Source organism: Loktanella fryxellensis, assembly GCF_900110065.1.
Classification (GTDB): Bacteria; Pseudomonadota; Alphaproteobacteria; order Rhodobacterales; family Rhodobacteraceae; genus Loktanella; species Loktanella fryxellensis.
In genome coordinates this window covers 350920-363241 of sequence record NZ_FOCI01000001.1, presented here as the reverse complement: position 1 = coordinate 363241, position 12322 = coordinate 350920, and the positions used below count along the sequence as shown (strand labels likewise).

The window sequence follows — 12322 nt, the reverse complement described above, 5'->3', positions numbered from 1 at the left end:
GAAATTAAGTCCTGATCGCGCCGCTGACGGGGCAGCGGTGCTTGCCCGGCGGATCATGCAGGATTAACTGCTGTGAAACAGTGAAGGAGCAGCGATGTTTACCGGGATCGTGACCGACGTGGGACGTGTGCTGAAACTCGACCAGCGGGGCGACCTGCGGGCGCGCATCGGCACCGCCTATGATGTGGGCGGCATCGACATCGGCGCCAGCATCGCCTGCGAGGGTGTGTGTCTGACCGTCGTCGCACTGGGCCGCGATCCGCAGAACTGGTTCGAGGTCGAGATCAGCGCCGAGACGGTGGGCGCCACCAACGTGGGCGGCTGGGCGGTGGACACCGCGATCAACCTCGAACGCGCGCTGCGGGTGGGGGACGAACTGGGCGGGCACATCGTGTCGGGCCACGTGGATGGCGTGGCCGAGGTCATCGCCATGCGCGACGAGGGTGACAGCACACGCTATACGTTCCGCGCGCCTGACGCCTTTGCCCGCTTCATCGCGCCCAAGGGGTCCATCGCGCTGAACGGCACCTCGCTGACGGTGAACGAAGTGAACGGTGCCGATTTCGGCGTGAACCTGATCCCGCACACAAAGACCGTCACCACATGGGGTACGACCCGCGTCGGCGACCGCATCAACCTCGAGGTCGACACGATGGCCCGCTACGTCGCGCGGTTGCAGGACTGGGCGTGATGGCGGGGCCGTCGCCGAAAGGACTGGCAACCGTGGGGCCGGGGATCGGTCACAACGCGGGTCCGGCGCTGGACCCCGGTCACCGGGGCCGCACCATCGCATGGACCCACGCCCGCGCCGCCCTGCTGCCGCACTTGGCCGTAGAGGTGGTGCGCCTGCGGGTGAAACGGGCGCAGGAGCTGGGGCTGCCCTATAGGACCTATGCCGGGATCAGGGCCAGCACGGGGCATGATCTGATCGGATTCCTGTTTTCATCCAATGCGCTGCGGGTGCTGCGCGACGCGGATGCTCTGCCCGCCGACCGGACCGCGCTGCTGTCCCGTCTGCGGGCCGACCGTGTGGCGCTGGCGCAGCCGCGCGTCACCACCGCCGCCCTTGCGCGGCTGGCGGTGATCGACGCGGCCTTCGCCGCCCCCGCCACGACCCTGTCATGGGCCGCGACCCGCGATCATCTGCGGGGCGTGGTGCGCCTCCGTGGCCCCGCCGACCGTTTCGTCATCGTGGGTGATACCGCGCTGGAACGCGACTGGGTGGCGGCGGTGGGTGCGGCGGGCTGGGTGGCGGGCGACGCCTATTTCGCCGCCGCGGGCTGAGGCATTCTGTGCGGTCCTGCGGCCTTTCCAATCGCGCAGGGCTGGGGTATCTGCGGCCCGTTGACGTGAAAGGAACCCGATGAGCCAGAGCTTTGATACCGCAGGCCCGGTCGAACGGGACTGGTCCGACGCCATCAGCCCGACAGACGACATCATCGCCGACGCGCGCAACGGGCGCATGTTCATCCTGGTCGATCACGAGGACCGCGAGAACGAGGGCGATCTGGTGATCCCCGCGCAGATGGCGACGCCGGACGCGATCAACTTCATGGCGACCCACGGGCGCGGCCTGATCTGTCTGGCGCTGCCCGGCAGCCGCATCGACGCACTGGGCCTCGCACTCATGAGCACCAACAACGCATCGCGCCACGAGACCGCCTTTACCGTCAGCATTGAGGCGCGCGAAGGTGTCACCACCGGCATCAGCGCGGGCGACCGCGCCCGCACCGTGTCGGTCGCCATCGACGCGGCCAAGGGGGCCGCCGACATCGCCACGCCGGGCCACGTGTTCCCGCTGCGCGCCCGCGAGGGTGGCGTGCTGGTGCGCGCCGGCCATACGGAGGCGGCCGTGGACATCAGCCGTCTGGCAGGCCTGAACCCGTCCGGCGTCATCTGCGAAATCATGCGCGACGACGGCGAAATGGCCCGCCTGCCGGATCTGGTGGCCTTCGCGCAGCTGCACAACCTCAAGATCGGCACGATCAGCGACCTGATCGCCTATCGCCGTCGCCACGACAACCTCGTGCGCGAACAGGCGCAGCGCCTGATCACGTCGGAGTTCGGCGGCGAATGGGACATGCGCATCTTCACCGACGAGACGCAGGGGGCCGAGCATATCGCCCTGATCAAGGGCGATGTGACCACCGACGATGCGTCGGTGCTGGTGCGGATGCACGCCCTCGATCCGATGCTGGACGTGGTGGGGACGGGGCAACCCGGTCGCCGTAACGAATTCGGCGACGCGATGACGCTGATCGCGGCCGAAGGGCGCGGCGTGCTGGTGCTGCTGCGCGATCTGGACATGCAGATGGTGCCTGACGACGACGTGTCGCCGCAGACCCTGCGGCAATACGGCCTTGGCGCGCAGATCCTGTCGGCGCTAGGCCTGCACCGGATCGAACTGCTGACGAATTCGCCGCGACCGAAGGTCGTGGGCCTCGACGCCTATGGTCTGGAGATCACCGGCACCCGCAAGATCTCGGAGATTTGACGATGGCCGGACCCACCCACCAAACGCTGCCGCTGCCGGACCTGACGGGGGCGGGCCTTGACAAGCCGGTCCGCCTGCTGTCGGTCGCAGCACCCTATTACAAGGACATCTATGATCAGCAGATCATGGGCGTCCGCGCCGTCTGCGCCACAGCCGGGGTAGAGCTGGAAGAGGCGCTGGTACCCGGCGCGCTGGAAATTCCGACCGCCATCGGCATCGCCGCGCGGATGGGCGATTTCGACGGCTACGTGGCACTGGGCTGCGTCATCCGTGGCGAGACCACACATTACGATACGGTCTGCAACGACAGCAGCCGTGCCCTGACCCTGCTGGGCCTGCAGGGGCTGTGCATCGGCAACGGCATCCTGACGGTGGAAAGCCATGAGCAGGCCGCCGTGCGCGCGCAGGCGGACGGGCAGGACAAGGGCGGCGGTGCGGCAGCGGCGGCGCTGCACCTGATCGCACTGTCGCGGCGCTGGGGACAGCGTGGGTCATCCATCGGTTTCGGCGGCTTTGGCCGCGGTGGTGACAACGCATGACGATTTCGAACAACCAGCGGCGCAAGATGCGGTCTGCCGCACGCTTTTTCGCCGTGCAGGCGCTGTTCCAGATGGAAGCGACCGCGCAGACCGTGGACAGCGTCATCAAGGAGTTCGAGGATCACCGCTTCGGCGAGATCTTCGACGACATCGAGATGCTGGAAGGCGACGTGGACACGTTCCGTGGCCTGATGGAACGGGCGGTCGACGAGCAGGCGAAGATCGATCAGATGACCGACCGGGCGCTGGTGGCGAAATGGCCGCTGGGCCGCATCGATCCGACGCTGCGGGCCCTGTTCCGGGCCGCCGGGGCCGAGCTGATCGCGGGCGACACGCCGCCGCGCGTGGTCATCACCGAATTCGTCGATGTGGCCGGGGCGTTCTTTCCCGACGGCAAGGAGCCGCGTTTCGTGAACGCGGTGCTGGATCACATGGCCCACGAGGATCGCCCCGGCGGGTTCTGAGTGACGGGGCGTGGCGGCCCCGCCCGCCCACCCCCTTTTCGGGGCTTTGCCCCGTGACAGGAAGAAGCCGGGGCTTTGCCCCGGACCCCAGGATATTTGTGACCAGAAGAAACCCAAGAGGGGCCCCAGCGTCGTGTCTCGTTATTGGGATGCGGGTGGCGGGAACCGCAGCGACCGTGCGAGGGCTTATTCCCGAGGACCTGTATGTACAGGTGGGTACCGGGTAACCGAACCGGAGTCCGGACAGAGCCAGCGCCCTCGGATTTGCTTAAGGCCACTGGAATGTAGCCCCCATGCGCACGGGAAGAGCAGAAACCCGCCACCACAAGAGTTAGGCGCAGTGGGGCGCCGCCGCAAGGGGCGCATGGCAGGTGGCGGGTGGCTTGACGCATGTTTCCGTTTTGTTCATATCTGGTTGCCATGATGGACGATGCGATCCTGCCGGTGCCGACACCGCTTCTGACGCCGGGCCAGCTGCTGGCCCGTGGTGTGGCGCGGCACCTGCGCGGGCATGATTTCGTCAGCGTCGTCGAACTGGTGCCTGCACCGGGATTGCGCGTCGACGTGATGGCGCTGGGTCCAAAGGGCGAGGTCTGGATCGTGGAGTGCAAATCCTCGGTCGCGGATTACCGGGCGGATGCGAAGTGGCAAGGCTACCTGCCGTGGTGCGACCGATTCTTCTGGGCCGTGGGGCCCGCGTTTCCGACCGACCTGCTGCCGGAGGGGTCCGGCCTGATGATCGCCGACAGCTACGACGCCGAGATCGTGGCGATGGGTGACGCGACACCCCTTGCGCCCCCGCGGCGAAAGGCCATGATCCAGGCCATCGCCCGCCATGCGGCGGTGCGGGCGCAGGCGGCGCGGGACCCCGGTTTCGTCCTGCCGTTCGGAGGGTGAGCGATGCTGACAGTCGGACTGGTGGCCGAGAGCCGCATGGTGGTGACGCCGTCCATGCTGGTGCCGGGGGCGGCGGGTGTGTTCGGCGACTTCTCCACCATGCCGCCGGTGCTGGCGACGATGTATCTGGTCGGATTCCTCGAGGAGACCGCGATCAAGTGCATCCTGCCGCATCAGGACGCGGGGCAGCATTCCCTTGGCACCGACATCAACGTCACCCATGTGGCCCCGACACCTGCGGGCATGGAAATCCGCGCGCGTGCCGAACTGGTCGATGTGACGGGGCGCAGTCTGCGGTTCCGCGTGACCGCGTGGGACGCGGCGGGGCTGATCGGCGAGGGGACGCACAGGCGGGCCGTCATCGACGTCGCCCGGTTCACCGCGCGGGTCGCTGACAAGGCCGCAGGCACAGTCGCACCCTAGAACAGCGAACGCAGCGCGTTATCGCGGCTTGACGGCCCGGGCGGCCTGCGCTGCGGCACGGATTTCCTCCGCGATTTCCTCGGCCTCTTCGGGGTCGAAATCCATCGGTATTTCCAGCGTGCCGGAGGTGATGAACAGGCGCACCATGCCCAGTTCGGTCGGGCCGATCTGCATGTTCGCCTCGAGATCGCGTTCGTCGTTGATACCCACGGGGGCCTCCTGTTTTCGGATGTCTACGCGGGCCGTTCGGGACTTGCAATCGTGGCGGGGCTTCGGTAGATCACCCCTCAGTGCCGCGTTAGCTCAGTTGGTTAGAGCGCTTGATTGTGGATCAAGAGGTCCCCCGTTCAAACCGGGGACGTGGTACCATCCCCCATATCTAATGGAATAGCCCTTGTCGTGCGTCGCGCGTGACATCCCGGCCCGTCGCGCGTATGCGACGCGCGCAAGGAGTGCCTGACCGATGACCGATGCCCCGTTTCACGACGACGACCTGCCGGACGATGACGATGCGGCGCATGCCGCAGGCATCGCTGCCGGGCTGGTGACGTTCCTGATCGCCGCCGATCCGCCTGCACGGTTGGACAAGGCCCTTGCACGCGATGTGCCGGACGACGCGGTGTTGTCGCGCTCGCGTCTGGGGCGGCTGATCGCCGACGGCGCGGTGGCCATCGACGGCGCGGTCGTCACAGATCCGCGGGCCCGCGTGCGCGAAGGGGCCGCCGTCGCCATCACCGTGGCCGAGGCGGTCGAGAGCCATATCGCAGGCCAGGACATCCCGCTGGAGATCGTGTTCGAGGACGAGCACCTGATCGTGCTGGACAAGCCCGCGGGCATGGTCGTGCATCCGGCCCCAGGCACCCCTGACGGCACGGTGGTGAATGCGCTGATCCATCATTGCGGCGATGCGCTGTCGGGGGTGGGCGGGATGAAGCGTCCCGGCATCGTGCACCGCATCGACAAGGAAACCTCCGGCCTGCTGGTGGTGGCCAAATCGGATGCGGCGCACCGGGGACTTGCGGCGCAGTTCGCCGATCACAGCGTGCAACGGCGCTATCTGGCCGTGTGTTTCGGCGTGCCGGATGCCAACGATCCGCGTCTGCGCGGGGTGAAGGGCACCAGTTTCGAGCCGGGCAACATCCTGAAGGTGCAGACCTTCCTCGGGCGGCACAGGTCCGACCGGCAGAAGCAGGCGGTATCGTTCCAGACCGGCCGCCACGCGGTGACGAGGGTGCGCATCGTTGCCCCGCTCGGCACGCCAGCCGTCGCGGCGCTGGTGGAATGCTGGCTGGAAACGGGGCGCACCCACCAGATCCGCGTGCACCTGTCCCACTGCGGCCACGGGCTGATCGGTGATCCGGTCTATGGCGGGCGTCAGAAGCTGGCGGAAAAGGCGGTGGGGCCCGCGGGCGTGGTGGCGGCGCGGACGTTTCCACGGCAGGCGCTCCACGCGGCCACGCTGGGGTTCACGCATCCGATTACTGGCGATGAGATGGAGTTTACGTCCGACCTGCCGGCGGATATGGCGCAGCTCTTGCTGAATTTGCAGTATCAGGTCTGATCTGACCCAAGGTCTGTGCGGCCTCGCACAGACTTTACCACTGTGTCACGGAACGCGGCAGGGCATACTGGGTTAGGTTTACGAAGGGTCAGTCAATCGGGGTCAAACCGATTGAACAGCCGCCCGGCGACAGCCATATCCAATCCGTCCGGGACCGCCCGGACACAAGGAGCATCCGATGAGCGAGTACAAGAACCTGCCGGCCCCGTCCCCAGAACAGGGGCTTAACCGCTACATGCAGGAGATTCGCAAGTTTCCGATGCTGGAACCCGAAACCGAATACATGCTGGCGAAACGCTGGACCGAGAACGAGGACACGGAGGCGGCCCACCAGCTGGTCACGTCGCACCTGCGGTTGGCGGCCAAGATCGCGATGGGCTACCGCGGCTACGGCCTGCCGCAGGCCGAGGTGATCTCGGAGGCGAACGTGGGCCTGATGCAGGCCGTGAAGAAGTTCGACCCCGAAAAAGGGTTTCGCCTTGCGACGTACGCGATGTGGTGGATCAGGGCGTCCATTCAGGAATACGTGCTGCGGTCGTGGTCGATGGTGAAACTGGGCACGACCAGCGCCCAGAAGAAGCTGTTCTTCAACCTGCGCAAGGCCAAGAACCGGATCGGTGCGCTGGAGGAGGGCGATTTGCGCCCCGAAAACGTGGCACGGATCGCCACCGACCTTGGCGTGACGGAAGCCGAAGTCGTGTCGATGAACCGTCGCCTGTCGGGCGGCGACGCGTCGCTGAACGCCACCGTCGGGTCCGAGGGCGAGGGCACGATGCAATGGCAGGATTGGCTGGAGGACGAGGACGCCGATCAGGCCGGCGATTACGAGGAGCGTGACGAACTCGAAAGCCGCCGCGCCATGCTGGCCGAGGCGATGGGTGTGCTGAACGAACGCGAGCGCGACATCCTGATGCAGCGCCGCCTGAACGACGAGACCATCACCCTGGAGGATCTGTCGTCGCGCTATGACGTGAGCCGCGAGCGCATCCGGCAGATCGAGGTCCGTGCCTTCGAGAAGCTGCAGAAGCGGATGCGCGATCTGGCCGCGGAAAAGGGCATGCTCGCGGAAGGTTGAGCCCGTCGGGGGCTGACCACAGGTTGGCCCCAGTCACGCCTGATGACATGCGGGTGGCGCGCAGCGTCGATACCTGAACGGCGGGCCAAGCCAGGCCGCAACAGAACGACGTGCAATGCGTGTCGCGACGGACGGGCGCGGCCCGGACCGCTGACAGCCCGTCAGGCCTGCGTGGCTGTCAGCCCGATGTCGAACTTGATCGATTCGCCGCAGCCGCAGGCATCGACCACATTGGGGTTGCGGAACTTGAACGCGGACTCGAGCAGCGTCGTCTCGTAGTCGATTTCCGTGCCGAACAGGAACATCTGTGCCATGGGCGCGATCATCACGCGGGCACCGTCGACCTCGACGGTCTCGTCCAGCGGATTGACCTCTGTCACGTAGTCCATGGTGTATTCCATGCCGGCGCAGCCACCCTTCTTGATGCCGATGCGCAGGCCCTGATGCCCGTCGCGGGCCATCAGTTTCGCGATCTGCGTCGCTGCGCGCGGTGTGATGGTGACCGCCTGCTTGCCGGGGATACCGAACATGGGATGTCCTTTCAGCGTGACATTTGGAACGTAAGGGCGGTGGCCCTCACACTCAAGTGGTTCACATGAATCCTAGCTCGAGGCGGGCCTCGTCGCTCATCATGTCCATGCCCCACTGCGGCTCGAACGTCATCTCCACGTCCACGTGCTTGACGCCGGGCAGGGGTTCGATCGCGTCGGCGACCCAGCCGGGCATTTCGCCTGCGACGGGACAGCCGGGTGCGGTCAGCGTCATGATGACCTTGACCGCAGACGCGTCGTCGATCTGGATCGTGTAGATCAGCCCCAGATCATAGATGTTCACCGGGATTTCCGGGTCATAGACCGTGCGGCAGGCCGCCACGATCTGCTCGTGCAGCGGGTGATCGGTGGTGGAAGGCGCGATCAGCGGCGTCCCTTCCATCGGTGCTGTCTGATCGGTCATGGCAGTCTTCCCCGTGCATTCCTGACCGTTCATATAGGTTTTGCCGGGCGTGGCGTAAAGGGCAGTGGCGGCGCCCCGCCTCTTTCCATTTCGGCGGTGCGAAGGCAAAAGGGGCAGGCCATTCAGGATGCTGCCCCATGACCGCGACCCCGACCGACCGCTTTGCCTTCGATCTGCACGCCACCGACGGGATGGCCCGCACCGGCGTGATCCACACCCCGCGCGGCGACATCCGCACGCCTGCCTTCATGCCCGTGGGCACCGCCGCCACGGTCAAGGCGATGCTGCCCGAAAGCGTCGCGGCCACGGGTGCGGACATCCTGCTGGGCAACACCTATCACCTGATGCTGCGGCCCACGGCGGAACGGATCGCGCATCTGGGCGGTCTGCACCGCTTCATGAACTGGTCCGGGCCGATCCTGACCGACTCGGGCGGGTTTCAGGTCATGAGCCTTGCGGATCTGCGCAAGCTGACCGAAGCGGGCGTCAGCTTCAAATCGCACATCGACGGCAGCAAGCACATGCTGTCGCCGGAACGCAGCATGGAAATCCAGAAGCTGTTGGGATCCGACATCGTGATGTGTTTCGACGAATGTCCCGCGCTGCCCGCCGACCGGGACCGGATCGCCACATCGATGCAACTGTCGATGCGGTGGGCGCAGCGGTCGCGCGATGCCTTTGGCGACCGGCCCGGACATGCGCTGTTCGGCATCCAGCAGGGCGGGCTGGAACAGGATTTCCGCGCCGAATCCGCGCAGGCGCTGACCGACATCGGCTTCGACGGCTATGCGGTCGGCGGTCTGGCTGTAGGCGAGGGGCAGGAGGCGATGTTCGGCTGCCTCGACCATGCGACGGGCGTGCTGCCGGTGGACAAGCCGCGCTATCTGATGGGCGTGGGCAAGCCCGACGACATCGTGGGAGCGGTCAAGCGGGGCATCGACATGATGGACTGCGTGTTGCCCAGCCGCTCCGGGCGCACGGGGCAGGCCTTTACCCGGCGCGGCGTCGTGAACCTGAAGAACGCGCGCCACGCGGACGACCCGCGACCCTTGGACGAAGGGTGCACCTGCCCGGCCTGCAGCAACTATTCCCGCGCGTATCTGCACCACGTCTTTCGCGCGCAGGAGATGATTTTAGGCATGCTGCTGACGTGGCACAACCTGCATTACTACCAGACGCTGATGCAGGGAATGCGCGACGCCATCGCGGCCGGGCGGTTCGTGGCGTGGGAGGCGGATTTCCACGCGGTCCGCGCGCAGGGCGACATCGAACCGGTTTAAACGCAGTCCGACGCCGTGTCCTGACGCCTAGCGCAGCATGCGCACCCTGCGCAGCGCGTGCACCAGCCAGGGACGCGGGCGGATGACGATCTGCGGACCGGCGGCGCGCGGTGCGGGCCGCGCGGCGTGCTGTGCCGGAACCGGGTCCGCCTCTGGCTGCATCGGGGGTGGCTGATGGCGCGGCAGTGCGGCGGCGGCCGGCACCCGGTCGGGGCGTTCGCAGCGCAGACGCGCATCGCGCAGACGCGCCAGATCGGCGGCGGTGAGGATGGCGGGCTCGGCGCGGGGGGTGGTGGCCAGATCGGCGCGCCATGCCGCGAACGGCGGGACATAGCCACGTTCGGCGGCATAGGCGGCGCTGGCGATTTCGAAGCGGTCAAGCACGTGGCTGGCCATCGACACCGGCATGGTCCAGCCGCCCGGCTCCTCTGCGGGCCAGACGGCGAACAGGTCGCGCAACGTGGCGATCCGCAGGGACGTCTCCGGGATCAGGGCATTGATCAGGCGGGCGGCCTGCGTGATGCGCGGCCCGGCAGAGGGATACCGCGGCACGGGAACGGGCGTCGGTGCCTGCGTCATCCCGATGGCGGTGCACAGGTCGGCCCACAGGCCGTCGCGCGCGCGGGCGGCATCGAAGTCCAGCAGGATCGCGCGTTCGCCGGTCAGCGCCTCGACCGGACCGATCAGGGCGGGCAGGTCGCATAGCAGGGGGGCGGTGTCGCCGGTGAACTCTTCCAGCGACCGCGCGCCCATACGCTGGCCGTTGCACACGATCTCGCGCCAGAAGCTTTCGATCTGGTGGTCCGGACGCCGCAGGGTGACCACCGGCACGGCTGACGCAAAGCGATGGGTCAGGCCCGCCAGCATTCTGATCCGCTCGTCGCGGTCATCGGCGAGGGGCAGCAGCATGTTTTCGCACGACACGACGACCGTATGGATCGGCACCTGTGCCGCCTGCGCCAACTCTGCCTCCAGCGACTGCCACACCTTGGGGTCGTCACGCCGCAGCGCGCCCAGCAACCCCTGATGGCCGGGCTGGCCACCGGCGCGGATCGCCGCGTGCCCGTGGTCCGTCAGGCCTGTCAGCGGCACGAGGATGCCCTGGTCCAGCAGCGCCGCGCGCTGCGCCAGCAACTGATGCTGAAGATAGGTCGTCCCCGTCTTGTGCAGGCCCACGTGCAGGATCAGGCGTGGACGTGCGCTGTGCACCATGGGGCGGGCCGGTGGCGGCGATGCCGCCGCCGCGCGCCGGTCCGCCAGCAGCGCCGCGGCACCGGCAAAGTCGGCATCGCGCAGCATCCGGTGCAGGGCAAAGATGTCGGTGCGACCGATGACGCCCTGTCGCGACCGCAGGCCGACACGGTTAACCGGGGCAAGCACGGGATCGTCGAAGATCGCATGTCCGAACCGGCCCCCGTCCAGCAGCGCAGCGATGCGCTGCCCCAGTTCCCCATAGGCGGGGTGGTCGGCCGTGGCGATGGCGTCGATGATCTGCAGGTCCCAGATCACCCGGCTGAAGGTGTTGAAATGCTCGCGCTTGAGGAACCGTGGCGGCAGGCGGCCCGTGACGCTCTGGTCCGTGACGTGCGCCACGCATTTCTCCAGAAGTTGCACTTGCAGACGGTGCAGGTCCGGATCGCCCCGCGTCACCGAGATCGAGCCCGCCCGCCTGCGCCAGACGCGTGTGGGGCGGCCGAGCGTCGCGATCCGGCGTGCGGCGGTGACGGTCTGCAGCACGAACAGACGGTCCTCGAACTTGCGCTGCGCGGGATCGAACGCAAGCGCATTGTCGGTCAGGAAGTCGCGGCGATACAGGCTCGACCAGCTCGAGGTGATGAACTGCGCCTCCTCGAACGCGGTCAGCCCCTCACCCGTGCGGGGGGTGCCGAACAGCAGACGGTCGCGGCGCAGCAGATCGACCTGCGGGCTGCGCAGACGCGAGACATAGCACTGGGCGTGGGTGATGCAGGCACCCGTGGCCCGTGTATGGGCCAGCTGCGCCGCAAGGCCGCCGGCCACGTAGTAATCGTCACCGTCCAGAAATCCCACATGCGTGCCGGTGGCGTGCGACAGCCCGGTATTGCGGGCCGCCGACAGGCCGAGGTTCTGGGCATGGTGGACCACGCGCGCGAAGGCAGGCAGATCGTAGTGATCGAAGTCCTGCTGTGAAAAGCGCGCGGGATTGTCGTTGACGATGATCAGCTCGATTCCGTCGATGCCCTGTGCCGCCACGGACGAGACGGCCATCTGCAGGAATGGCGTCTCGTCATAGTATGTGAGGATGACTGACAGGACCGGCTGACTGCCTGCCATGGACGTGTCAGATGCTGACGGGATCTGTGGGGTCGGGATCCGTATCGTCGGGGTCGGTATCGTCACCGGCGTCTGTGATGGGATCGGGCTTGGGGTCGGTGTTGTCGTCCGGCCCCTCTACGTTTTCGGTATCGTCTGGATCTGATGCGTCGAACGATGCGGACGCAAGCGCCGCGAGCAGTGCCAAGAGGATTGCAACACCTGGTAACATGACTGTTCCACGCTGAATTTCCTGTCCTTCTTTTACCTTACGTAACGTCAATTTGCAATGTTGTTAATTTTTCGTGAACGGTCATCGCCCGGCGACGCGCCGCAGCCGGTT

15 protein-coding genes and 1 tRNA gene are annotated in these 12322 nt (G+C 66.9%); 11 read left to right on the top strand and 5 right to left on the bottom strand.

Annotated elements, in window-relative coordinates; translation table 11 throughout:
- Window positions 1-94: 94 nt before the first annotated feature.
- The 7 genes from BMX16_RS01775 (at window position 95) to BMX16_RS01745 (ending at window position 4817) form a co-directional block, all read left to right on the top strand.
- Window positions 95-691, top strand: coding sequence for a riboflavin synthase (locus tag BMX16_RS01775; RefSeq protein ID WP_089898021.1), 597 nt, complete (start codon window positions 95-97; stop codon window positions 689-691).
- Window positions 691-1284 carry a hypothetical protein gene (locus tag BMX16_RS01770; RefSeq protein WP_089898019.1) on the top strand — a complete coding sequence of 198 codons (594 nt, stop codon included), beginning with the start codon at window positions 691-693 and terminating at the stop codon, window positions 1282-1284. Before BMX16_RS01775 ends, BMX16_RS01770 begins: the two co-directional genes overlap by 1 nt.
- A gap of 79 nt (window positions 1285-1363) precedes the next feature.
- A complete protein-coding gene (ribB, locus tag BMX16_RS01765; protein ID WP_089898018.1) occupies window positions 1364-2494 on the top strand; it encodes a 3,4-dihydroxy-2-butanone-4-phosphate synthase in 1131 nt (376 codons plus the stop codon).
- 2 nt (window positions 2495-2496) lie between these two features.
- Complete coding sequence (locus BMX16_RS01760) at window positions 2497-3033, top strand: 6,7-dimethyl-8-ribityllumazine synthase (protein WP_089898016.1); 537 nt, start codon at window positions 2497-2499, stop codon at window positions 3031-3033.
- A complete protein-coding gene (gene nusB / locus BMX16_RS01755; protein ID WP_089898014.1) occupies window positions 3030-3497 on the top strand; it encodes a transcription antitermination factor NusB in 468 nt (155 codons plus the stop codon). The genes BMX16_RS01760 and nusB overlap by 4 nt, the downstream gene beginning before the upstream one ends.
- Before the next feature lie 420 nt (window positions 3498-3917).
- On the top strand, window positions 3918-4394 hold the full coding sequence (locus tag BMX16_RS01750) for an MmcB family DNA repair protein (RefSeq protein ID WP_089898334.1): 477 nt from the start codon (window positions 3918-3920) through the stop codon (window positions 4392-4394).
- A 3-nt stretch (window positions 4395-4397) separates the two neighbouring features.
- Window positions 4398-4817 carry a thioesterase family protein gene (locus tag BMX16_RS01745; protein WP_089898012.1) on the top strand — a complete coding sequence of 140 codons (420 nt, stop codon included), beginning with the start codon at window positions 4398-4400 and terminating at the stop codon, window positions 4815-4817.
- Between the two features lie 18 nt (window positions 4818-4835).
- On the opposite strand, the gene BMX16_RS01740 is transcribed toward BMX16_RS01745, so the two are convergent.
- Entirely contained in the window at window positions 4836-5027 is a 192-nt protein-coding gene (locus BMX16_RS01740; protein ID WP_089898010.1) for a DUF6324 family protein, read from the bottom strand.
- Between the two features lie 82 nt (window positions 5028-5109).
- On the opposite strand from BMX16_RS01740, the gene BMX16_RS01735 reads away from it, so the two are divergent.
- The 3 genes from BMX16_RS01735 to rpoH all read left to right on the top strand — a co-directional run bounded on the left by BMX16_RS01735 (window position 5110) and on the right by rpoH (window position 7453).
- A tRNA-His gene (locus BMX16_RS01735) sits at window positions 5110-5186 on the top strand.
- Between the two features lie 160 nt (window positions 5187-5346).
- Window positions 5347-6378 (top strand): RluA family pseudouridine synthase, encoded by a 1032-nt coding sequence (locus BMX16_RS01730; RefSeq protein WP_089898332.1) that lies wholly within the window; start codon window positions 5347-5349, stop codon window positions 6376-6378.
- Window positions 6379-6556: 178 nt separating this feature from the next.
- Complete coding sequence (gene rpoH / locus BMX16_RS01725) at window positions 6557-7453, top strand: RNA polymerase sigma factor RpoH (protein ID WP_089898008.1); 897 nt, start codon at window positions 6557-6559, stop codon at window positions 7451-7453.
- A gap of 161 nt (window positions 7454-7614) precedes the next feature.
- Here the strand turns inward: rpoH and BMX16_RS01720 are convergent, their stop codons facing one another.
- Both BMX16_RS01720 and BMX16_RS01715 read right to left on the bottom strand, forming a co-directional pair.
- Complete coding sequence (locus BMX16_RS01720) at window positions 7615-7983, bottom strand: HesB/IscA family protein (RefSeq protein ID WP_089898006.1); 369 nt, start codon at window positions 7981-7983, stop codon at window positions 7615-7617.
- A 61-nt stretch (window positions 7984-8044) separates the two neighbouring features.
- Window positions 8045-8407, bottom strand: coding sequence for an SUF system Fe-S cluster assembly protein (locus BMX16_RS01715; RefSeq protein ID WP_089898004.1), 363 nt, complete (start codon window positions 8405-8407; stop codon window positions 8045-8047).
- A gap of 137 nt (window positions 8408-8544) precedes the next feature.
- Between BMX16_RS01715 and tgt the strand changes: the two genes are divergently transcribed.
- A complete protein-coding gene (tgt, locus tag BMX16_RS01710; protein ID WP_089898002.1) occupies window positions 8545-9687 on the top strand; it encodes a tRNA guanosine(34) transglycosylase Tgt in 1143 nt (380 codons plus the stop codon).
- A gap of 27 nt (window positions 9688-9714) precedes the next feature.
- Here tgt and BMX16_RS01705 read toward each other — a convergent pair whose 3' ends face one another.
- Window positions 9715-12000, bottom strand: a complete 2286-nt coding sequence (locus BMX16_RS01705; RefSeq protein ID WP_089898000.1) for a glycosyltransferase family 2 protein — start codon at window positions 11998-12000, stop codon at window positions 9715-9717.
- A 7-nt stretch (window positions 12001-12007) separates the two neighbouring features.
- A complete protein-coding gene (locus tag BMX16_RS17505; protein WP_177174540.1) occupies window positions 12008-12262 on the bottom strand; it encodes a hypothetical protein in 255 nt (84 codons plus the stop codon).
- Between the last annotated feature and the right edge of the window lie 60 nt (window positions 12263-12322).